This is a genomic window from Streptomyces sp. NBC_00872 (genome assembly GCF_045161915.1).
GTDB lineage: Bacteria > Actinomycetota > Actinomycetes > Streptomycetales > Streptomycetaceae > Streptomyces.
Genome location: NZ_CP108806.1, coordinates 7,645,700 through 7,667,515 on the forward strand (window position 1 = coordinate 7,645,700; position 21,816 = coordinate 7,667,515).

General features: G+C 71.0%; 21 protein-coding genes. 10 read left to right on the forward strand and 11 right to left on the reverse strand.

Features of this window, described 5'->3' with window-relative positions; all coding sequences use genetic code 11:
* Nucleotides 1-188: 188 nt before the first annotated feature.
* Entirely contained in the window at nt 189-818 is a 630-nt protein-coding gene (locus tag OG214_RS32745) for a response regulator transcription factor (protein WP_405986750.1), read from the reverse strand.
* Between the two features lie 215 nt (nt 819-1,033).
* Here OG214_RS32745 and OG214_RS32750 point away from each other — a divergent pair, with 215 nt between their 5' ends.
* Nucleotides 1,034-2,461 carry a hypothetical protein gene (locus OG214_RS32750; protein ID WP_405986751.1) on the forward strand — a complete coding sequence of 476 codons (1,428 nt, stop codon included), beginning with the start codon at nt 1,034-1,036 and terminating at the stop codon, nt 2,459-2,461.
* 141 nt (nt 2,462-2,602) lie between these two features.
* On the opposite strand, the gene OG214_RS32755 is transcribed toward OG214_RS32750, so the two are convergent.
* A complete protein-coding gene (locus tag OG214_RS32755) occupies nt 2,603-3,526 on the reverse strand; it encodes a DUF4157 domain-containing protein (RefSeq protein ID WP_405986752.1) in 924 nt (307 codons plus the stop codon).
* Nucleotides 3,527-3,868: 342 nt separating this feature from the next.
* Between OG214_RS32755 and OG214_RS32760 the strand changes: the two genes are divergently transcribed.
* The 3 genes from OG214_RS32760 (at nt 3,869) to OG214_RS32770 (ending at nt 6,679) form a co-directional block, all read left to right on the forward strand.
* The gene (locus OG214_RS32760) at nt 3,869-5,032 is read left to right on the forward strand and encodes a RimK family alpha-L-glutamate ligase (protein ID WP_405986753.1); all 1,164 of its coding nucleotides are present in this window, start codon (nt 3,869-3,871) and stop codon (nt 5,030-5,032) included.
* Nucleotides 5,029-6,024 carry a RimK family alpha-L-glutamate ligase gene (locus OG214_RS32765; protein ID WP_405986754.1) on the forward strand — a complete coding sequence of 332 codons (996 nt, stop codon included), beginning with the start codon at nt 5,029-5,031 and terminating at the stop codon, nt 6,022-6,024. The genes OG214_RS32760 and OG214_RS32765 overlap by 4 nt, the downstream gene beginning before the upstream one ends.
* 64 nt (nt 6,025-6,088) lie before the next feature.
* On the forward strand, nt 6,089-6,679 hold the full coding sequence (locus OG214_RS32770) for a GNAT family N-acetyltransferase (protein ID WP_405986755.1): 591 nt from the start codon (nt 6,089-6,091) through the stop codon (nt 6,677-6,679).
* On the opposite strand, the gene OG214_RS32775 is transcribed toward OG214_RS32770, so the two are convergent.
* The 3 genes from OG214_RS32775 to OG214_RS32785 form a co-directional block, all read right to left on the reverse strand.
* Nucleotides 6,658-6,846, reverse strand: coding sequence for a hypothetical protein (locus tag OG214_RS32775; RefSeq protein ID WP_405986756.1), 189 nt, complete (start codon nt 6,844-6,846; stop codon nt 6,658-6,660). The two genes, OG214_RS32770 and OG214_RS32775, sit on opposite strands and share 22 nt — an antisense overlap.
* Before the next feature lie 119 nt (nt 6,847-6,965).
* Nucleotides 6,966-7,118: a hypothetical protein gene (locus OG214_RS32780; RefSeq protein ID WP_363082019.1), complete on the reverse strand. Its 153-nt coding sequence runs from the start codon at nt 7,116-7,118 to the stop codon at nt 6,966-6,968.
* Nucleotides 7,119-7,214: 96 nt separating this feature from the next.
* Nucleotides 7,215-8,087, reverse strand: coding sequence for an undecaprenyl-diphosphate phosphatase (locus OG214_RS32785; RefSeq protein WP_363082020.1), 873 nt, complete (start codon nt 8,085-8,087; stop codon nt 7,215-7,217).
* Between the two features lie 469 nt (nt 8,088-8,556).
* Here OG214_RS32785 and OG214_RS32790 point away from each other — a divergent pair, with 469 nt between their 5' ends.
* The 4 genes from OG214_RS32790 to OG214_RS32805 all read left to right on the forward strand — a co-directional run bounded on the left by OG214_RS32790 (nt 8,557) and on the right by OG214_RS32805 (nt 14,401).
* Nucleotides 8,557-10,482, forward strand: a complete 1,926-nt coding sequence (locus OG214_RS32790; RefSeq protein ID WP_405986757.1) for a methylmalonyl-CoA mutase family protein — start codon at nt 8,557-8,559, stop codon at nt 10,480-10,482.
* On the forward strand, nt 10,482-12,785 hold the full coding sequence (gene scpA / locus OG214_RS32795; RefSeq protein ID WP_405986758.1) for a methylmalonyl-CoA mutase: 2,304 nt from the start codon (nt 10,482-10,484) through the stop codon (nt 12,783-12,785). The genes OG214_RS32790 and scpA overlap by 1 nt, the downstream gene beginning before the upstream one ends.
* Before the next feature lie 4 nt (nt 12,786-12,789).
* A complete protein-coding gene (gene meaB / locus OG214_RS32800) occupies nt 12,790-13,779 on the forward strand; it encodes a methylmalonyl Co-A mutase-associated GTPase MeaB (protein WP_363082023.1) in 990 nt (329 codons plus the stop codon).
* Between the two features lie 115 nt (nt 13,780-13,894).
* The gene (locus OG214_RS32805) at nt 13,895-14,401 is read left to right on the forward strand and encodes an N-acetyltransferase (RefSeq protein ID WP_363082024.1); all 507 of its coding nucleotides are present in this window, start codon (nt 13,895-13,897) and stop codon (nt 14,399-14,401) included.
* Between the two features lie 38 nt (nt 14,402-14,439).
* Here OG214_RS32805 and OG214_RS32810 read toward each other — a convergent pair whose 3' ends face one another.
* Nucleotides 14,440-15,153 (reverse strand): SDR family oxidoreductase, encoded by a 714-nt coding sequence (locus OG214_RS32810; RefSeq protein WP_363082025.1) that lies wholly within the window; start codon nt 15,151-15,153, stop codon nt 14,440-14,442.
* A 192-nt stretch (nt 15,154-15,345) separates the two neighbouring features.
* On the opposite strand from OG214_RS32810, the gene OG214_RS32815 reads away from it, so the two are divergent.
* A complete protein-coding gene (locus tag OG214_RS32815) occupies nt 15,346-16,302 on the forward strand; it encodes an AraC family transcriptional regulator (protein WP_405986759.1) in 957 nt (318 codons plus the stop codon).
* A 60-nt stretch (nt 16,303-16,362) separates the two neighbouring features.
* On the opposite strand, the gene OG214_RS32820 is transcribed toward OG214_RS32815, so the two are convergent.
* Nucleotides 16,363-17,403: an alcohol dehydrogenase catalytic domain-containing protein gene (locus OG214_RS32820; RefSeq protein WP_405986760.1), complete on the reverse strand. Its 1,041-nt coding sequence runs from the start codon at nt 17,401-17,403 to the stop codon at nt 16,363-16,365.
* Between the two features lie 275 nt (nt 17,404-17,678).
* Here OG214_RS32820 and OG214_RS32825 point away from each other — a divergent pair, with 275 nt between their 5' ends.
* Complete coding sequence (locus OG214_RS32825) at nt 17,679-18,386, forward strand: RraA family protein (RefSeq protein WP_382855387.1); 708 nt, start codon at nt 17,679-17,681, stop codon at nt 18,384-18,386.
* Nucleotides 18,387-18,455: 69 nt separating this feature from the next.
* Here the strand turns inward: OG214_RS32825 and OG214_RS32830 are convergent, their stop codons facing one another.
* The 4 genes from OG214_RS32830 to OG214_RS32845 form a co-directional block, all read right to left on the reverse strand.
* Complete coding sequence (locus tag OG214_RS32830) at nt 18,456-19,301, reverse strand: spermidine synthase (protein ID WP_382855390.1); 846 nt, start codon at nt 19,299-19,301, stop codon at nt 18,456-18,458.
* A 135-nt stretch (nt 19,302-19,436) separates the two neighbouring features.
* Nucleotides 19,437-20,606, reverse strand: coding sequence for an elongation factor Tu (gene tuf, locus OG214_RS32835; RefSeq protein ID WP_363086040.1), 1,170 nt, complete (start codon nt 20,604-20,606; stop codon nt 19,437-19,439).
* Between the two features lie 89 nt (nt 20,607-20,695).
* Complete coding sequence (locus OG214_RS32840; protein WP_405986761.1) at nt 20,696-20,899, reverse strand: hypothetical protein; 204 nt, start codon at nt 20,897-20,899, stop codon at nt 20,696-20,698.
* A gap of 87 nt (nt 20,900-20,986) precedes the next feature.
* Nucleotides 20,987-21,703, reverse strand: a complete 717-nt coding sequence (locus OG214_RS32845) for a DNA alkylation repair protein (RefSeq protein WP_363085971.1) — start codon at nt 21,701-21,703, stop codon at nt 20,987-20,989.
* Nucleotides 21,704-21,816: the final 113 nt, after the last annotated feature.

The window sequence follows — 21,816 nt, forward strand, 5'->3', positions numbered from 1 at the left end:
GTGCCGTTCGATTGCCGTTCGACGAGCTGTACCACGTGCCGTTCGTTGTGCCGTTCGACGAGCTGTACCGTGTGCCGTTCGACGAGCGTCGCGGCGGGCGTTTCGCGAACGGTAAGAGCAACCGCCACCCGCGGGTCGGTCCCTTCCGGCGCTGCCCGGTGCCGTACCGCGTCCGTGTCCCGATCAGCTCAGATCAGACCCTGACGCAGCGCGTACGCCACCGCATGGGAACGATTACGCAATTGCAGCCGGGTCATCACCGCGTGGAGCACGTTCTTTATCGTGCGTTCCGAGTAGGCGAGCTTCATCGCGATGTCGGCGGTGTCATACCCCTCGGCGACCAGCCGCAGTACGTCGATCTCCCGCGACGACAGGCCCGTGAAGTGCAGACCACGGGGCCCGAGCACCTGCCCCTGCAATTTCCCCACCTGTTCGAGCAGCTTGCCGAGGAGGTCGGCGGGCACATGCCCCTCCCCGTTCGCCACCGCGACAATGACCCGTACGAGATGCTCGGATGTCGCCTCGGAGCGCCGTACCACGCCCGCCACACCGCACTCCGCGGCGCTGACCAGCTTCTGTTCATCGATCTCGGTGGCGACCAGCACGCCGCGGGAGGTACCGCTGCGCTGGATGTTGCGCAGCATCCGCAACGCTTCGTCGTCGATCACGTCCACCACCACCACGACCACCTCCGGAGCGACCTCTCCCTCGTCGCCGCCGGCCAGCTTCACCTCCGGTCTGGTCCGCAATTGGCTCGCCACCCCGGCCTGGGAGATCGGATCCTGCGCGCATAAACCGACAATGGTGCGTTCTGTCATGAATTTCCCCCTCCGCATATGCGAACCGATGGCGTCATCGTGGGCGGAATCGGACCTGTGCGGCTTCGGTCTCAGTCGCCATACGCATCGGTAGTGACTCCTTTCCCATCAACGGCTGAGACGAAATCAGCTCCACTGGATGGGCATCACATCTGCCCGAAAGTGTTCCTGTCCGGCCGCTGTTCGCGACTGTGAGCGGTCCTACCGTGCGGGCCATGAGTGTTACGGCGAGCCTCGACGCAGCGACTGTCACCGCCGAGCCGGGCGGGGCGACGGACGTACCCCTACAGATCCTGAATTCCGGCAGCACCGTCGAGGAGTACCGCTTCGAGGTGGTCGGGGCCTGCGCGGCCTGGTCGACGGTGGAACCCCCGACCCTGTCCCTCTATCCGGGAGCCTCCGGTACCGTCGCGCTGCGGCTGAGCCCGCCGCGCGACCCGTCGGTGCCCGCGGGGGAGACCCCTTTCGGTGTACGTGTGCTGCCGACGAGCGAGCCGGGCGAGGCGGTGGTGCCCGAAGGCCGGGTGACCGTGGCGCCGTTCACCGAGGTGACGGCGGAACTCGTGCCGCGCGGCTCGGCCGGCGCCCGTCGCGGGCGGCATCAGCTCGCCGTGGACAACCGGGGGAACGCTCCGGTGACCGTACAGCTGAGCGCCCGCACCGGCTCCGAACGCGCGCGGGTCGACTTCGCCGCCACGGAGCTGGTGATCCCGGCGGGACACGCGGACTTCGGGAAGTTACGGGTACGGCCGGCCAAGCGGATCTGGCGCGGAACGCCGGTGACGCATCCGTTCCAGGCGTTCGTGGCACCGCGGGTGACGGACGGTCGGCAGGATGGTGGGCAAGACGGTCGGCCGGACGGTCGGCCGGACGGTCAGCGGGACGTCCGGCAGGAGACCCGGCCGCAATTCGAGCCGCTTGTCCTGGACGGCTCGTACGAGCAGCAGGCCATCCTGCCGCGCTGGCTGCCTCGCGCGCTGATCCTCGCCGCGGTGGTGATCCTCGCGCTGGTGGGTCTCTGGTACGGGCTGCTCCGGCCGGCGGTGAAGTCGACGGCCAGGGAGGCGGTGACCCCGGAGGTGGTCGCGTCCGCCGCGCAGCGCACTCCTTCACCGGACGCCGGGGCCGCGGACGGGGGCACCGGCGCGGCGAACGGCGGCTCGACGGCCGGAGCCGACGGAGGAGCGTCGGGAGAGGGACAGCAGAGCAGCTCGGGAGCGGGGGCCGGGGCCGGGGCGAATGCCGGATCAGGGGCCGGCAGCGCGCAGGGCGCGGGCGCCCCCACCAGCGCACGGGTCGAGGTCAGGGACGCGGTCGGCGGCGGAACGAGCAGGGGATCGGCGTATCAGGTGCCCGCGGGCAGTACGTTCGAACTCACCGACATCGTGGTGCAGAACCCGCAGGGTGACGCCGGCACACTGGTCGTCTCCAGCCAGGACGCTCCCGTTCTGCGGCTGGCCCTGGAGAACTTCCGTGACACCGACTACCACTTCGTCACACCGATCCTGGTGCCGGCGGGTGGCGAGATCGCCATGACCGTCGACTGCCGGCAGGTGGGCAGGCCCGTGCAGGCGCCGACGCCGTCGAGGTGCGCGGAGTCGCTGCTGCTGGGCGGCACGCTCCGGACAGGCGCGGCGCAGTAGCGGACCGGCGGGTCGGGGGCGCGTGACGCGGCGCGCGCGGAGGGAGACGGCCGACGGAGAGCCGAAGAGACGGCCGGGACGGCCGGGAGAGCCGGGAGGGCGGAGAGGGCGGAGACGGCCGGGAGGACGGAGAGGGCGCGGTCAGGCGGGCGGAGCCTCTTCCTCCTCCTCGGCCCCCTCCTCCGCCCGCTGGACGAAGGAGCCCTGTACATCGGCCGGTTCCTCGTCCTCGCCCTCCGCGTCCTGGCGTTGTACGGACGGCACCGAAGGCGCGGCAGGCAGGGACTGCACGGATCGCACGGACTGCACGTCCGCGGCAGGAGCAGGAGCAGGAGCAGGAGCAGGAGCAGGAGCTGGCGCCGGGCTCGGCTCGGACAGCACCCGGTCGGCGTTGGCGACGGCCTCCTGCTCGAACCGGTCGGACGGATCACTCACCCGGATACCGCCGGGCGCCTCCATACCCTCGACGGGCCCGTTCCGCTGCTGCACCACATGCGTCAACTCATGTGCCAGGGTGGTGCGTCCGCCGGGCGACGACGGATCGTAACTGTCCCGCTGGAAGACCACATGGTTGCCCACGGTGTAGGCGTGCGCCCCGACATCCTTCGCGGACTCGTGCGCCGCCGAGTCGGTGTGCACGCGTACGTCGGAGAAGTCGGCGCCCATCCGCGTCTCCATGTCGGTGCGGGTGTCGGTGTCGAGGGGCTGTCCGCCACCGGAGGAGACGACGTCGTGCACAGAGGAGCGTCCCTCCTCGGTCCGCGTCTCCGCCTGGGGTTCCTCGGCCTCCGCTTCCCCGGCTCCGGTGGACGCGCGGCTCATGGCGAGCATCGATCCCACGGCGCTGTTGCCGACGGCCCGTTGGAGGCCCGCCATACCGGCGGGTCCGACCACATCGGACCGTCCCGTCGCGGCGGCCTCGAAGAGACGCGCGGCGCCGGCGGACTCCCGAGCGTCCGCCCCGCCCGCTCCGTCCACCATGTCCGCCGTGCCCGTGGTCCTCGCGGACCGGAAGGACTCGTCGTGCTCGTGGCCTTGCTCGTACTCCTGGTCGTGTGCGCGCATAGCGGTCTCCCCGGACCTCTCCGCTCAGCCTGCCGGTCTGTCCGATACCTCCACCGTCCCACCCTCGCGGCGCGCGCGGCGGACCGTCCAGCCCCGGTCTCCACGGCCCGGGGGCACTCCGCCCTGCCTCTTGGGGCAACACGGACGCCCCGGCGGCACCGGCGATGCCGGGCGCACCTGACGGAGATGTCCGAACATCCCGTGGGTGTGTCGGGCCGCCCGGCGGGGGTGTCGGGCGGCCCTGGTGGGGGCGATGGCCGGGAAAGGGCGGATCATGGCCGGTGAGGGTTCCACAGAGTGCCGGACAGGACGCTCGGACGTCCGGGGTTACGAGGAAGATCGATGAGACTCTGCTTTCTGGTGGAGGAGCAGTACCGGTACGACGGGATGCCCGTGGAGGTGATCCGCCAACTCACCGCCTGGGGACACCGGGTGGATGTGCTGCGGCCCGGCAGTTCGCTGGTGCGGCTGTCGGATGCGGTGCGGACGGGCAGCCATGACGCCTGGGTGCTCAAGACGGTGTCGGGGGGACCGGGGCTTTCGCTGCTCGAAGCGGCGGCGGCGGTCGGGCTGACAACGGTCAATGACGCGCGGTCGATCCGTGGTGTGCGGGACAAGGTACTGGCGGCGGTGATCGGACGGAGCCGGGGGCTGCCGATGCCGGTGACGTACGCGGCGGCGCGGCCGGAGGCCTTGGGGGAGCTGCCGGAGACGGAGTTCCCGCTGGTGGTCAAGCCCGCCGACGGAAGCTCGGGGCGTGCGGTACGGCTGGTGCCCTCGCCGGACCGGCTGGCCGAGTTGGCGGGCGAACTGTCCGGCGAGGGGATGCTGATCGCCCAGCCGTATGTGCGCAACTCGGGGATCGACCTCAAGGTGTACTGCGTCGGCGGTGAGTTGTACGCGACCGAGCGCTGCTCACCGCTCCACCCCGACCGGCCCGCGCACGAGCGGCGGGTACCGCTGTCCGCCGAGGTCGCGAGGTTGGCGGCGGAGGTCGGGGTCGTGTACGGGCTCGATCTGTACGGCGTGGACGTACTGCTGGGCCCCGACGGCCCGGTGATCGTCGACGTCAACGACTTCCCGAGCTTCCGGCTCGTGCCCGACGCGGCGGAACGGGTGGCAAGGGCCGTACTGGTACTGGCGCGTGAGGGCGGGGCCGTATCGGGTACGGGCGGGGCGGGGGCCCTGACCGGTGAGGGCAGGACCGGACCGGATATGGACGAGGCCGGTTCGCGTACTGATGGAACAGGACCGCGCACCGACCGGACGGCAGCGAGTGCCGACGGGACCGGGGCGAGTACTGACCGGACGGGGACAAGCGCCGACGGGACCGGAGCAAGCGCCGACGGGAGCGGAGCGAGCGCCGACGGGAGCGGAGCGAGCGCCGACGAAACCGGGGCAAGCGCCGACGGGACGGAGCCGGGCACGGCGGAGATCATCCCCCTCCCCGAACCGGCACGCGCTTCCGTGCGGTTCCGCGCCACCGCGGCCGGTGACGGCAGATGAGGGTCTGTCTGATCACATCCAGGCCCGGCCATCCGCTGCTGGCCGCCACCACCGCGCTGCTGACACCGCGGCACGAGGTGGACTCGATCGATCCGGAGGCGGGGCACGACGCGTCCCGGCCGTCGGTGTCCGGGGGCGCGCTCGCCGATGTCTATCTCCTCAAGGCACGGACACCGCGCGCGCTGGCCCTGGCCCGGTCCTTCGAGGAGCGCGGCGCTCCCGTGGTCAACTCGGCCGCCGCGACCGGGCTCTGCCAGGACCGTACGGCGATGGCCGAGCTGGCCGGGTCCGCGGGGCTGCCGTTCGCGAGCACCCGGACGGTGGCGGCCCTGCGCCAACTCGCGGCGGAACCGGCCCTACCGTATCCGCTTGTGGTCAAGAGCCGGTACAGCCGACGGCACGATCTGGTCGCCCGCGTCGACGACGCCGTACGGATGCGCCGACTGTGCGCGGAGTGGCCCGACGAGCCGGTGGTGGTCCAGCCGTTCACCGCGAACAGCGGCTGGGACCACAAGCTGTGGGTGATCGCCGGCCAGGTCTTCGCGGCGCTGCGCCGCTCGGAGCTGGCCGATTCCCGGTCCGAGCCCGATTCCCGGTCCGAGCCCGATTCCCGGTCCGAGCCCGATTCCCGGTCCGTGCCCGACTCACAAGATATGACCGGAGCGGGAGCCGTGACCGCTGCCGACCACAACCCAGGCCCCGACCCCGGCCCTGGCTCCGGGAGCCGTGGTCCGACCCTCCCGCTGGCCCTCGCCGATCTGCCCGGCGGATGGCTCGACCTGGTCCGCCGGGTCGGCTCCGTCTTCGCGCTCGACGTCTACGGCGTGGATCTGATCGACGCGGGCGGCGGTGCCCCGCTGATCGTCGACATCAACGCCTTTCCCGGTGTCAGGGGACAGTCGGGTGCGCCGGAGGCACTCGCGGCGCTGGCACTGCGGGCGGCGACAGGAGAGGCGGCAGGAGAGGCGGAGGCGGCCACCGTGCCGGGATGAGACCCGGGTGGCGTCCGGAGACCCTCCTGACTCCCGTGTCCCATGGGTAGGTAATACTCACTTCATGGGCGCGAAGATTACGGGGAAGACCGGGGACGTGCGCGGCGAGACGTTCGGGGGCGAAGCCGTACGGATCAGACGAGCGGTCGCCCGCGACGCCAAAAGGCTCACCACCCTCGTACGCCGCTCCCGTGCCTACGAGGGCCCGTACGCGCCGATGATCGCCGGGTACCGGGTCGGCCCCGACTACATCGAGGCCCATGAGGTCTTCGTGGCCATCGGCCCGGGTGACCGGATCCTCGGCTTCTACGCCCTCATCCTGCTCACTCCTGCCACTCCCGCTCCCGTCACAGCCACTCCCGCCACGGCGGAACTCGACCTGATGTTCGTGGCCGACGACGCGCAGGGTCTCGGTATCGGCCGTCGGCTGATCGAGCATATGAAGGCGGGGGCGCGCGAGGCGGGGCTCGATCGTGTCCGTATCGTCTCGCACCCGCCCGCCGAGGGCTTCTACCGCAGCGTGGGCGCCCGTCGGACCGGCACGGAGGCCGCGAATCCGCCCGCCGTGATGTGGGACCGCCCCGAACTGCTTCTCCCGGTCACGCGCGAGCCGGTCACGCGTGAGGGAAGCGGTTACGCGGCCTCGTCGACATGACCGACGCCCTTGTGCAGGGCGGCGGCCCACTCCCGCAGAAGCACTTCGTACGCCTCCGAGGGCCACGTGCCGTCGGAGGCGTCGGCCGCGTCGACAAGCGCGCGGATCCGCTCATTGGCCGCGACGGCGTCACGGGCCGAGGATGCGGTGGCACGAGTGGAGGACATATGACAAGCGTAGAGGCAGGACGGATGCCGGGACGCCGTTCGGAGCGCGTCCTTGCTCACACTCGCTCACACCCCACCGCCCCACCTCACCCCGCGACAGCAGAAGGGCGATCGCGTAACTACCGCCGGGCTTTCCAGCTTCCCCAGGCCAGACAGGCGAGGATCGCGGCGATCGCGAGGTCGTCGATGCCTCTGGTCCGGTTCGCCGTCGCGAGGGCGCCAACGGTGAGAGCGGCGAAGAGGACGGCGAGGATGGTCCAGAACCTGATCACGTCGCCCCCTGGTGACGGTTGTGGACATCACCGTAGCCGACCGCCTGCCGGCACAGGCCCCCGTCCTCGCTGCCGCCCCCGTCGGAAATCGTGGCGTCAGCCCGCCGATTCGCCCGCGTGGGGGCTCAGGGTGTCCGTTCCGATCAGTACGAACAGGGCGATGCCGAGCAGTATCCGGTAGATCACGAACGGCATGAAGCTCTTGGTCGTAATGAACTTCATAAACCAGGCGATAACGGCATATCCCACCACGAACGCGATGATCGTGGCGAAGATCGTGGGGCCCCAGGACACATGGCCGTTGCTCGCGTCCTTCAGTTCGAAGGCGCCGGAGGCGAGGACCGCGGGGATCGCGAGCAGGAACGAGTAACGCGCCGCCGCCTCGCGGGTGTACCCCATCAGCAGACCGCCGCTGATCGTCGCGCCCGAGCGGGAGACGCCCGGGACAAGTGCCATCGCCTGGCAGATACCGAAGATCAGACCGTCCCGCACCCCCAGCTCCTGGAGGGACTTGCGCTCCTTGATGGCCCGGTGCTTGCCGCCGGTCTCGTCACGCGCCGCCAGCCGGTCCGCGACACCGAGGACGATGCCCATCACGATCAGTGTGACGGCGATCAGCCGCAGATCACGGAACGGGCCCTCGATCTGGTCCTTGAAGGTGACTCCGAGCACCCCGATCGGGATCGAGCCGACGATGACCAGCCACCCCATCTGGGCGTCGTGGTCGCCGCGCATCGCCTTGTTCGTCAGCGAGCGGAACCATGCGGAAACGATACGGGCGATGTCCTTGCGGAAGTAGATCAGGACGGCGGCCTCGGTACCGATCTGCGTGATCGCGGTGAATGCCGCGCCCGGGTCGTGCCAGCCCGCGAACGCCGCCGTCAGCCGCAGATGCGCGCTGGAGGAGATGGGCAGGAACTCGGTCAGTCCCTGGACGAGCCCGAGGACGAAAGATTCGAACCAAGACATGGGGTACTACGCCATCCAAGAGAGGATCATGCACTGGCCGGCGGAGCCGCGGGCACAGTGGCGGACTGAGAGCTGACGGTCGATGCGCGGTTAGATCATATGGATGGGCAGGTTGTCCTACTCACGTGGTCCTACGTCTCGCGCCTGCTCGTCACTACGGGCGTGGCGTCGTTGAGGCCGATGGCATGGCGATCAGCGACCATCGATCAGCGATCACATACCGGGTTGGGGCAGCGTAGCGTCTGAAGATGACGACACGGCTGTCGGCCCCCTGCCATCGGCGGGCGGCGACCCCGTCATCGACGGGCCGGGTCCCCTGTCACCGGCGGTCGGCCGCGCTCCTTGTCAGACGTGCTCACATAGGGCATTTCCATGCGGTGAAAGCCCTACACATGGCTTATTAGGGGGAGGGATAGCTCACAGGCGCGCGCTCTGCTGCTCGTTCGGCGTGCTGTCCTAATATCTGGGCATGACGGTCCTGCCTGACGACGGGCTTTCCCTGGCCGCCGAGTTTCCCGACGCGACCCGCGAGCACTGGCAGAGCCTGGTGGCAGGCGTTCTGCGTAAATCGGGTCGTGATGTCTCGGGGCCGGCCGCCGAGGAGGCACTTGCCACAACGCTTCAGGACGGGCTCATCACCCGTCCGCTCTACACCGCCGAGGACGCGCCCGGCGACGGCTCGTCAGGTTCCGTGAGCTCCTCGGGTTCCTTCGGCTCTCCCGGGGCCGCCGGCTATCCGGGTTTCGCGCCGTTCACCCGGGGTGGCCGGCCCGAGGGCGGTGCCGTCTCCGGCTGGGACGTACGGCAGCGTCATACGCGTCCCGATCCCGCGCAGGCCAATGAAGCCGTGCTCGCCGACCTGGAGAACGGCGTCACCTCCCTGTGGCTGGGGGTCGGCGCCGCCGGAGTCCCGGTGAGCGCTCTGGCCACCGCCCTCGCGGGCGTCTATCTCGACCTGGCTCCCGTCGCCCTCGACGCGGGCGACGAATTCGGGCCCGCCGCACGGGAGTTGCTCCGGCTCTACGACGAGCGCGGGGTGGCGCGTCATCAGGCGCGCGGCACCCTCGGCGCCGACCCCGTCGCGCTGCTCGCCCGTACCGGACGGGAGACGGACGGCCACACCGAGGAGGCCGTGGCACTCGCCGCGCTCTGCGACCGTGAGTACCCCGGTCTGCGCGCCATCTCCGTCGACGGGCTGCCGTACCACGAGGCCGGTGCCTCGGACGCCCAGGAACTGGGCTGTTCGCTCGCCACCGGGGTCGGCTGGCTGCGTGAGCTCACCGCGGCCGGACTCTCCGTCGAAGCCGCGTGCGGGCAGCTCGAATTCCGTTACGCGGCCACCGCCGACCAGTTCCTCACGATTTCCAAACTCCGCGCCGCGCGCAGGCTCTGGGCCCGGGTGGCCGAGGTCTGCGGCGCCCCCGCCGCCGGGGCACAGCGTCAGCACGCCGTGACCTCCCCGGTGATGATGACCCGGCGCGACCCCTGGGTGAACATGCTGCGTACCACCGTCGCCTCGCTGGCGGCCGGGATGGGCGGCGCCGACGCCGTGACCGTACTGCCGTTCGACCATTCCCTCGGGCTCTCCGACGCCTTCTCCCGCAGGATCGCGCGCAACACCTCGACGATCCTGCTGGAGGAGTCGCATCTCGGACGGGTCATCGATCCGGCGGGCGGTTCCTGGTACGTGGAACGGCTCACCGACGATCTCGCCCACGCGGCCTGGGCGTGGTTCCAGGAGATCGAGCGCGCCGGTGGCCAACGCGCCGCCCTGCGCGGCGGATTGATCGAGGAGCGGCTCTCCGGCACCTGGCGGGAGCGCTCCGGCAGGCTCGCACGGCGGCGTGAACCCATCACCGGGGTCAGCGAGTTCCCGCAGCTCTCGCAGCCTCCGGTGGAGCGGGACCCGGCGCCCGAACCCCCCGGTGGCGGACTGCCCGTCGTCCGCCGCGACGAGGCGTACGAGGCGCTCCGCGCCCGCTCCGACGCGTATCTCGCCGCCACCGGCGCCCGGCCCCGGATCTTTCTGGCGGCTCTCGGACCGGCCGCCGCGCACACGGCACGGGCCACTTTCGCCGCCAGCCTCTTCCAGGCCGGCGGGATCGAACCGGTCCATGATCCGGTGTCGGTCGACGCGGACACCGCCGCCGACGCCTTCACCCGCAGCGGAGCGTCCGTCGCCTGCCTCTGCTCCAGCGACGCGCTCTACACCGAACTGGCCGCGCCCGTCGCCGCGGCGCTCAAGTCCGCCGGCGCGCCGCGGGTCTTCCTCGCCGGCCGGCCCGGCGAGCACCGTGAGACATATCTGGAGGCCGGGGTCGACGAGTTCGTCGTCGCGGGCGGCGACGCGGTCGCCGTCCTGACCTCCGTCCTCGACCGGATGGGAGTGGCGTGATGGGGATCCCCGACTTCGCCGGCATCGGCCTCACCGACAGCGGACCGGTCCCCGGTGACGGTGCCGGCGTGACCGAGGACCAGTGGCGTACGGCCGTCAAGGAGCGGACCGGCCGCGCCGACGGCGAACTCGTCTGGGAGACCCCCGAGGGCATCGCCGTCAAACCGCTCTACACCGCGCAGGACACGGCGGGCCTGGACTTCCTCGGCACCTACCCGGGCATCGCGCCGTATCTGCGCGGCCCGTACCCCACGATGTACGTCAACCAGCCCTGGACGATCCGGCAGTACGCGGGGTTCTCCACCGCCGAGGAGTCCAACGCCTTCTACCGGCGCAATCTCGCCGCCGGGCAGAAGGGCCTGTCCGTCGCCTTCGATCTGCCGACCCACCGCGGCTACGACAGCGACCATCCACGGGTGACCGGCGATGTCGGTATGGCGGGCGTGGCCATCGACTCCATCTACGACATGCGGCAGCTCTTCGACGGCATCCCGCTGGACCGGATGAGCGTGTCGATGACGATGAACGGCGCCGTGCTGCCCGTACTGGCCCTCTACATCGTGGCCGCCGAGGAACAGGGCGTACCGCCCGAGAAGCTGGCCGGGACCATCCAGAACGACATCCTCAAGGAGTTCATGGTCCGCAACACCTATATCTATCCGCCGAAGCCGTCGATGCGGATCATCTCCGACATCTTCGCGTACACCTCGCGGAAGATGCCGCGCTACAACTCCATCTCCATCTCCGGCTATCACATCCAGGAAGCCGGCGCGACGGCCGATCTGGAGCTGGCGTACACCCTCGCGGACGGGGTGGAGTATCTGCGCGCCGGAATCGGGGCGGGGCTCGACGTGGACGCGTTCGCGCCGCGGCTCTCCTTCTTCTGGGCCATCGGCATGAACTTCTTCATGGAGATCGCCAAACTGCGGGCGGCCCGGCTGCTGTGGGCCAAGCTGGTCAAGAAGTTCGACCCGCAGAACGCCAAGTCGCTCTCCCTGCGCACCCATTCGCAGACCTCCGGCTGGTCGCTCACCGCGCAGGACGTCTTCAACAACGTCACCCGCACCTGTGTCGAGGCGATGGCCGCCACCCAGGGGCACACCCAGTCGCTGCACACGAACGCGCTGGACGAGGCGCTGGCCCTGCCCACCGACTTCTCGGCCCGTATCGCCCGCAACACCCAGTTGCTGCTCCAGCAGGAGTCGGGCACATGCCGGGTGACCGACCCCTGGGGCGGCAGCGCGTATGTCGAGAAACTGACGTACGACCTGGCGCGGCGTGCCTGGCGGCACATCGAGGAGGTCGAGGCGGCGGGCGGCATGGCCCAGGCCATCGACGCCGGAATCCCCAAACTCCGCGTGGAGGAGGCCGCCGCCCGTACCCAGGCGCGGATCGACTCGGGGCGTCAGCCCGTCATCGGCGTCAACAAGTACCGGGTGGAGACGGACGAGAAGATCGACGTCCTCAAGGTCGACAACTCATCGGTACGGACCCAGCAGATCGAGAAGCTGCGCCGGCTGCGCGCCGAGCGCGACGAGAACGCCTGCCAGGACGCGCTGCGCGCGCTCAGCGCGGCGGCGGAGGCGGGTGGCGGCGGGGGAGGCACGGGCACGGGAGGCGGCGCCGGCGACGGCCTGGACGGGAATCTGCTGGCACTCGCGGTGAACGCGGCCCGTGCGATGGCCACCGTCGGCGAGATCTCGGACGCCCTGGAGAAGGTGTACGGGCGCCACTCGGGCCAGATCCGTACGATCTCCGGTGTGTACAGGAACGAGGCAGGCACCTCCCCGGCCGTGGAGCAGACCCGTGCCGTGGTCGAGGACTTCGAACGGGCCGAGGGGCGCCGCCCGCGCATCCTGGTGGCCAAGATGGGGCAGGACGGGCATGACCGCGGCCAGAAGGTGATCGCGACGGCCTTCGCGGACCTGGGCTTCGACGTCGATGTCGGCCCGCTGTTCCAGACGCCGGCCGAGGTCGCGCGGCAGGCGGTCGAGGCGGACGTCCATATCGTCGGTGTCTCCTCGCTGGCGGCCGGGCATCTCACGCTCGTACCGGCGCTGCGCGAGCAGCTCGCGGCCGAGGGCCGGGAGGACATCATGATCGTCGTGGGCGGGGTGATCCCGCCGCAGGACATCGAGGAACTGCGCCGGGCGGGCGCCGCGGCGGTCTTCCCGCCGGGCACGGTGATCCCGGACGCGGCGCGGGATCTGCTGAGCGCGCTGGGGACGGCGCTGGGGCATGACGCCATCTCCGGGGGAGCGGATGACGGGTCCGCCGTCTCCGGCTCCGGCCCTGAGCGGTGAGCGCGTGGCACCACGGATCGACATCGACACCTACGCCAAGGGTGTGCTGGACGGCTCCCGTTCGTACATCGCCCGTGCCGTCACCCTGGTCGAGTCCACCAGACCCGATCACCGAGGGCTGGCCCAGAAGCTGCTGACCGAGCTGCTGCCGCACTCGGGGAAGGCGCGCAGGATCGGGATCAGCGGGGTGCCCGGCGTCGGGAAGTCCACCTTCATCGACGCGCTCGGGACGCTGCTCACGGGCCTCGGCCACCGGGTCGCGGTGCTCGCCGTCGACCCGTCCTCCACCAGGACGGGCGGGTCCATCCTGGGCGACAAGACCCGGATGGAGCGGCTGGCGGTGGACCCGGCGGCGTTCGTACGCCCGTCGCCCACGGCGGGCACCCTGGGGGGCGTCGCCAAGGCGACCCGGGAGACCATCGTCGTGATGGAGGCCGCGGGGTACGACGTGGTCCTGGTGGAGACCGTGGGCGTCGGCCAGTCGGAGACGACGGTGGCCAATATGGTCGACTCCTTCCTGCTGCTCAGCCTCGCGCGTACCGGCGACCAGCTCCAGGGCATCAAGAAGGGCGTGCTGGAACTGGCGGACGTCATCGCCGTCAACAAGGCCGACGGCCCGCACGAACGCGACGCGCGCTCCGCCGCGCGTGAACTCGCCGGCGCGCTGCGGCTGATGCACCCGGCCGACGCGGCATGGACGCCCCCCGTGCTCAGTTGCAGCGCGCGGGAGGGCACGGGCCTGGACGCGGTGTGGGAGCGGCTGGAACAGCACCGCGCGGTCCTCGGCGCGGACGGTCGGCTGGCCAGGAAGCGGAGCGATCAGCAGGTCGACTGGACCTGGTCGATGGTCCGGGACCACCTCCTGGACCGGCTGCGGGAGCATCCGGGGGTACGGGAGATCACACCGGCGCTGGAACAGGGCGTACGGGAAGGGACGCTGACGGCGACGCTGGCGGCGGAACGGATCATCGAGGCGCTGCGCCTCCCGGCGTAGCGTCTCCTGGCCGGGGCTTGGTGCGGGGGCCTGGTGCGGGGCGGTGTGCGCCTGCGGCGCGGGCGTGGGGTTTAACCGGATGCGCGGTGGGGAGCCGGCGATTAGCCTCCGGGGCATGAGCTGGCTGCCCGCTGATTTCGTCCATCCCGTCCGTGTCGCGCTTCCCGGCGGCTACCATCTGCGTCCGATATCGGGCGCGGACACCGACCTCGACTACCCGGCCGTGATGGGTTCGCGCGAACGTCTCTGGTCGATCTTCGGAAAGGCGTGGGGCTGGCCGCCGGCGACCATGACATACGAGGAGGACCGGGCCGACCTGGTGCGCCACGAGGTCGAGATCGCGGCGCACAAGTCCTTCAACTACGCGCTGTTCGACGACGCTGGCACCGCTCTCCTCGGCTGTGTGTACATCGACCCGCCGGAGAAGACCGGTGCCGACGCCGAGATCTCGTGGTGGGTCGTGGACGCCCGGGTCGGCACCCGGCTGGAAGCCGACCTGGACGAACTCGTGCCGCGCTGGATCGCCGAGACCTGGCCCTTCGAACGGCCGCGCCACATCGGCCGCGATCTCTCCTGGCAGGACTGGCTCGCCCTGCCGGATGTCTCTCCTGACGCTGTCTGACCGTCACCCGGCGGCCATCGGGCCGCGACCGGCGCGGATCAGGAGGCCGCGGGGAGCCGCCCGTAGAACTCGCTCGGGTCCGCGGCCAGCGACGCCTTGACGTGGGCGCTCCAGTCGCCGACGACGACCTCGACCTCGCGCGCCTCCACACCGTCCAGAGCCGCGCGGGCGACATCGGCGGGGTCGAGCAGGGGCCCGTCGTAGTCGACGCCCGACATGATGTCGGTGTCCGCCGCGCCCAGGATCACACCGGTCACCAGGGTGTTCTGACCGGCGAGTTCGAGGCGGACGCCATTGGTCAGGCTCCACTCGGCCGACTTCGCGACGCTGTAGGCGTTGTTCCCGTCGTACGAGAACCACGACGCGGCGGACAGCACGTTCACGATCGCTCCCCCGCCGTTGGCGGCCAGCACGGGGGCGAAGGCGCGCACCATGTCGAGAGTGCCCCAGAAGTGCGTGTCCAGCTCCCGGCGGATGGTGTCGACATCGCCGGTGACAAGGTTCGTGCCGGTGGCGATGCCCGCGTTGTTGATCAGCAGATCGACGTCCTGGGCGGCCGCGGCCGCCGCCTTGACGGACACGGGGTCGGTGATGTCGAGCTTGAGCACCTCCACGCCCGGAATGCCGACGCTCTCGGGACGTCGCGCCGTCGCGTAGACCTTCGCGCCCCGCTTCAGCAGCTCCTCGGCGAGATGACGGCCGATGCCACGGTTCGCGCCGGTCACCAGCGCGGTCGAGCCGGAAATTCGCATGCCCTGTTCCTCCATCCGATCACCGGCCCCGACGGGCCGGTACGCCATCGAACGTACGGGGAGCGGAGGAGCACGGGCGATACCTGAAAGGGGCGCGAACATATCCGTCTGTAGCACGCTCACCGAATCGCCGACACCAATGGGCACCACGGAAGATGGACGTGGCACACGGAGCGGTCTACGGTCACCCTCATGGACCTCCTCTCCGACGTACTGGCGGTGACCGGTGTCCGCGGCACTCTGGGAGCCAGGATCGAGGCCGCCGACGCGTGGGGCGTCCGGTGGAGCGGCATCCGCGGCGCGGCCTTCTACGCCATCACCGCGGGCACCGCCTGGCTCGGGCTGCCCGGCCGGCCGCCGTTCCAGCTCATGCCGGGAGACGTCGTGCTCCTGCCGAACGGAGCCGAGCACACACTCAGCAGCGGTCCGGACACCGAGATCCGGGCATGTGACTGCGAGGCGGCGGCCCAGGCCAAGGCCGAGGCGGGAGTGCTGCGCTTCGGCTCCGGGGACGTCCAGACCCATATCCTGGGGGCTTCCTACGAGTACGACCCGGCGGTCTCCATCCAGATCCTGACGCTGCTCCCGGAGGTCGTCCACCTCCGCGCGGACAACAGCGGCAGCGGCCTGGACGACACCGTCCGGCTGCTCGCCCGGGAACTCGTCCACACCCAGGTCGCGACCGCCGTCGTCCTCAACCGTCTCGTGGACGTCCTCCTCGTACAGCTCCTGCGGGTCCTGCTCACCAGACAGGCGGACGAACTGCGCGGGACATGGCTGGGAGTGCTCGGCGATCCGCTCGTCAGCGTCGCCATGACGAAACTCCATCACGACCCCGCCCGCGCCTGGACCGTGGACAGCCTCGCGGCGGAGCTGGCCGTGTCACGCACCACCCTCTCGCGGCGGTTCCTCAGCGTGGCCGGCGAGACACCCGGCGGTTATCTCACGCGATGGCGTATGGATCTGGCCGCGGTGCGGCTCAGGGACAGCGACGAACCGCTGGAAGCCATCGCCCGCTCCGTCGGCTACACCTCGGTGTACGCCTTCAGCCGTGCCTTCCGGCGCGCCCGCTCCCAGGCTCCCGGCCAGTACCGGATCACCTCGCGCGCCCCGGACCAGCGGCGCGCCCCGGCGGCCGCCCCCGTATGAGCGCTCAGCGAGCGCTCAGTGTCCGGGACCTCAGTGTCCGGGACGTCGGCGGCCGGTATCTCAGTGACCGGGGCCGGAGGTCAGGACCATACGGAAGCGGGCCTTGCCCGCGAGCATCTTGTCCAGCGCCCGGCCGGCCTCGGTGAGCGGTACTTCCTCGGTCATGGGCCGGACGCCGGTGAGGGCGGCGAAGCGCAGGGTCTCCTCGACCTCGCGCGAGGTGCCGGAGGCATGTCCGTACACCTTGCGGGTCCCGGTGACCAGCTGGTTCGTGCCGATCCGGAGCGGCTCCTGCTGAAGCGCGATGACGATCAGTTCGCCCCGGTGGTCCAGCCCGGCCAGGGTGTCGGTCGCCGCCTCGCTGTTGGTCGCGGTGGTGAGGACCACCTTGGCCCCGCCGAGGGCCCGCAGCTCCGCCGCGACGTCCTGGGACCGGTTGTCGATGTAGTGACGCGCCCCCAGTTCACGCGCGAGCGGTTCCTTGTCCTCTCCGCGTGCGATGGCGACGGTCTCGAATCCCATCTTGTCCGCGAACTGCACGCCGAGATGACCGAGTCCGCCGACACCGAGGATGGCGACGACATCACCGGGGCGCGCGGCACTGCGGCTGAGCGCGTTGCACACGGTGACACCGGCGCAGCCCATCGGCGCGCTGTCGACGAAGCTGAAGCCGTCCGGGATACGGGCCAGGGCCGAGGCCGGCACCACGACCGTGTCGGCGTAGCCGCCGGGATAGGACAGACCCGGGGTCTGAAGGGTGGCGCAGTTGATGGCGTCACCGTCACGACACGCCACACAGTGCCCGCAGTTGCCGCCGAACCAGCCGACGGCGACGCGCTGCCCCGGCTCGAACTCCTCGACACCGTCACCGACGGCGTCGATCCGTCCGGCGATCTCATGGCCCGGGACCAGGGGGAACGACGCCTCGGGGAACCCGCCGTCGATCATCATGGAATCGGTGTGGCAGACGCCGCAGGCCTCGACGGCCACCCGCACATGGCCGGGGCCGGGCTCGCGGAACTCCTTCTCGACGAGGTGCGGAGCCGCACCGGGCCGGTCGACCTGCATGGCGCGGTAGGTACGGGTCTTGGTGCTGGTCATCGCTGGCTCCCATGACGTCTGGGGATGTCCATGCGCGGGCCGGCGGTTCGCCGGCCGTTCTGCGCGCCCGTAGGCGCCGCTCATGGGCGTGTACCGGTCACTCCAGTCTCCGTCCCGGCGGCTCCTGCCGCATTCCAGGACGGGGCCGCATACCAGGGCGGGATCCGCCGCTCTCCGGCCAGGTCGCGCCGTGAAAGGCTGGATGTCGTGTCCGAGGGCCTCGGACACGACGTCCGAGGGCCTCGGACGTGTGCGTATGCGAGAGGGGACACCGTATGGATCACCAGGAGCTCGGCCGGCGGTTCGCGACCCTGACCACCGCCCATGTCGCGGACGCCTGTATCCGCGCACAGGTCCCGGTGCGCTGTGCGCCGCCGTCCGTACGGGCTGTCGTGCCGGGCGGCCGGGTGGCGGGCCGGGTGTGTCCCGCCCGTCACGCCGGCAGTGTCGACATCTTTCTGGAGGCGTTCGAAGAGGCCTCGCCCGGTGATGTGCTGGTGGTCGACAACGGCGGACGGACCGACGAGGCGTGTGTCGGCGATCTCGTGGTGCTGGAGGCCGGGGCCGCGGGGCTGGCGGGCGTGGTGATCTGGGGGCTGCACCGCGACACCGCCGACATCCGTGAGATCGGGCTGCCGGTCTTCAGCACGGGAGCGACCCCGACCGGCCCTCAGCGCCTCGACGCCCGTCCCGACGGCGCGGTGGAGTCCGCCACCGTGGGGGAGTGGACGGTGGGGCGCGAGGATCTGGTCCTGGGCGACGACGACGGTGTGCTCTTCGTACCGGCCGACCGCGCCGAGGACCTTCTGACGCTCGCGGAGACCATCCGTGACACCGAGCGGCGCCAGGCCGAGCGCATCCGTTCCGGTGAGTCCCTGCGCGGCCAGGTACGGTTCGACGCCTATCTCGCCGCCCGTCGGCGGACGCCTTCCCTGACCTTCCGCGACCATCTGCGGGCCGTGGGCGGAGCCATCGAGGAGTGATACCGGTGTCATGGGCCCCGGGTGTCCCGCCGGGGCCGGTGCTCCGGCCGCTCCTGTCGACGCCAGGCCTCAGCCGATGCTGAAAGCTCCCTCCGGCGGCCGGGGCGAGGGCACCGCCCCGCTGTCCCGTACCACCGTCGCGGCCCCGGTGAACCGCCGTAGCGACGCGCCGTGTTCGACCCGGGCGGGAAAGGCGTCGGACGCGGTACGGCGGGCCAGCGCGGCCGTGTCGATGGGCTCCTGCGAGGCGACCAGTACGGCATTGCCGAAACGCCGGCCACGGAGCACGCCCGGCTCCGCGATCAGGGCCAGCTCCGCGAAGACCGCCGCGAAGGTGGCCAGTTGGGAGCGGAGGAAGCCGAAGGGCGCGCCGTCCGCGAGATTGGCGGCATAGACCCCGTCCGCCCTGAGCACCCGCGCGGCTTCCCGCGCGTACTCGACGGAGGTGATGTGCGCGGGCACCCGGGAACCGCCGAACACATCCGCGATCAGTACATCCGCCGAGCGCGCGGGCGCGGCTTCGAGCCAGTGACGGGCGTCCGCGCCCCGTACGGTGATCCCGCTGCCGTCCGGTAGGGGCAGCCGCTCCGCGACCAGCGCCAGCAGCCCCGCGTCGGCCTCCACCACACACTGCGCCGAGCCCGGCCTGGTCGCGGCCACATAGCGGGGCAGTGTGCAGCCACCGCCGCCGAGATGGAGCACCGTGAGCGGCTCACCGTCCGCGGCGGCGCAGTCGACGACATGGGCGAGACGCCGTACGTACTCGAACTCCAGATGCGCCGGGTCGTCCAGATCGACATACGACTGCGGCGCTCCGTCGACCGTCAGCAGCCAGGCCCGCTCCCGGTCCACATCGGGCAGCAGCTTCGCGGTGCCGCGGTCCACGGCGCGTATGACGGGGATCGGCTCGTTCACCGTCCCATTGTGCGCCGTGCGCGCGTACGGTCCCGCGCCCGCCTCCCCGGAGCGGGGAGACGGACACGGGAGGGGGACGGACCCGGGAGGGGGGACGGACCCGGGACCCATGGACCCGGAGGTCCGCCGGACCCGTCAGAGCAGCGAGGTGACCGTACCGGCGCCGACCGTACGGCCGCCCTCACGGATCGCGAAGCCGAGCCCCGGCTCCAGCGGTACGTCCCGGCCCAGCTCCACGGTCAGGGTGACCGTGTCCCCGGGGCGCGCGACCCCCCTCTCGCCGAGGTCGATGTCGCCGACCACGTCCGCCGTACGGATGTAGAACTGCGGCCGGTACCCGCTGCCGACCGCGGTGGTGCGGCCACCCTCGCGCGCCGAGAGCACATACACCTGCGCGGTGAAGCGCCTGCTCGGTACGAGACTGCCCGGCGCCGCCACCACATGGCCGCGGCGCACCGCGTCACGCGGCATCCCCCGCAGCAGCAGCGCGACATTGTCCCCGGCCTCGGCGGACTCCATCGGCTTGCCGAAGGTCTCCAGACCGGTGACCACCGTCTCCACACCGGCGCCCAGCACCTCCACCCGGTCACCCACGCGCACCGTGCCGCGCTCGACGGCGCCGGTGACCACCGTGCCGCGCCCGGTGATGGTGAGCACGTTCTCCACCGGGAGCAGGAACGGCGCGTCCGTGTACCGGACCGGCATCGGCACATAGGTGTCGACGGCGTCGAGCAGCGCCTCCACGGCCGCGGTCCAGCGCGGGTCCCCCTCAAGGGCGCGCAGCCCCGACACCCGGATGACGGGCGCCGCGTCGCCGCCGTAGCCGTGCTCGGTGAGCAGTTCGCGCACCTCCAGCTCGACCAGGTCGCTCAGCTCGTCGTCACCCGCGTCGGCCTTGTTGAGGGCGACGACGATGTGGTTGACACCGACCTGGCGGGCGAGCAGCACATGCTCGGCGGTCTGCGGCATGATCCCGTCGAGCGCGGAGACGACGAGGATCGCCCCGTCGAGCTGGGCGGCGCCGGTCACCATGTTCTTGATGTAGTCGGCGTGGCCCGGCATGTCCACATGGGCGTAGTGCCGGGTGTCCGTCTCGTACTCGACGTGCGAGATGTTGATGGTGATCCCCCGGGCGGCCTCCTCCGGCGCCCGGTCGATCCGGTCGAACGGTACGAAGGTGCCGGTCCCGCGGTCGCTGAGGACCTTGGTGATGGCCGCGGTCAGTGTGGTCTTGCCGTGGTCGACGTGGCCCATGGTGCCGATGTTCAGATGCGGCTTGGTGCGCACGTATGCCGTCTTGGGCATGGTTCCTTCCAGGAACTCGAAGCGTGAGAGGGACCCCCGGGCCTTGCCGACCCTCCCCCTGCGGGGTCCGCCGGACGATCCGGGAAGGGTCAGCTTCGGGCGCCGTCGACGGGCGCCGCGGCGAGTGCGACCGCCGCCGCGACCGCTGCCGCTGCGATCGCGGCCGCCAGGGCGGTTTCGACGGCCGGTGCGGCCACGCACGCCGCGAGGAAGGGGAAGAGGAAGGGGAACGCGGCAGCCTTCGGCGCGTCCGCGACTGCGGACGGCGCTGCGAGGAAGGCGTACCGGAACATGTCGCCGATCCTCGCCCATGGCGGCCGCCGCGTCGAATGGTTTTCCATCCGTGGCCGGTTGACGGGTGGCCGTCAGAAGTGCTGCCGTCAGAGGTGCTTCAGGGCCTCGCGTACCGACAGCGGGGACAGCCGGTCCCTCGCCCCCTCGACGAACTGCCGCACCGCCGCTGGGTCCGTCTTCGCGTACTCCCGCAGACACCAGCCGATCGCCTTGCGGATGAAGAAGTCGGGATGGCCGGCGCGGCGCAGGCAGTAGTCGAAGAGCCGCTCCGCGTCGGTGCCGCCTTTGTAACCGAGCTGGTGCAGCAGGGCCGTACGCGCGACCCAGAGGTTCTCGTCGTCGATCCACCGGTCCATGTCGGCCTTCAGCGCGGGATCGGCCGTCACCAGCGCGCCCGCGACATGCGCGGCGAGCGGATCGATCGTGTCCCACCAGGGGACGGTGCTGACGAGATGCCGTACGACGGGCAGGAACCCGGACGAGCAGCGCCCGCTGTACCGGCGCAGATAGTCCACGGCGAAGTACTGGTACTCCCGCTCGGGCAGCTCCCAGCAGCGCAGGGCGATCGCCGCGCAGTCCGTCTCGTCGGGGCGCGCGGTGCCCTCCAGGACCGTACGGGCCAGTGCCCGGCAGCGCGGCGCGGGAATGCCGAGGAACGGCCCGATCCCCTTCATGTACGCGAAGGACTTCTCGGCGCGCACCGGATCGGCCGCCGTGGGGTACACGGCGGTGAGCCTCTCCAGCACGGTGTCGGACAGCGCGCTGTCCGGTACGGCCGGCTTCCGCGTGACCACTGACGTCATACGGGCACCCTACGGGCCCCCTCGGACATCTGTGCCGGGACCTGCGCCGGGACCTGCGCGTTCTCCGGACGTTCCCCCCGGAGCCGTCCGCCCTGTTGCGCCCGCTGGGGGGT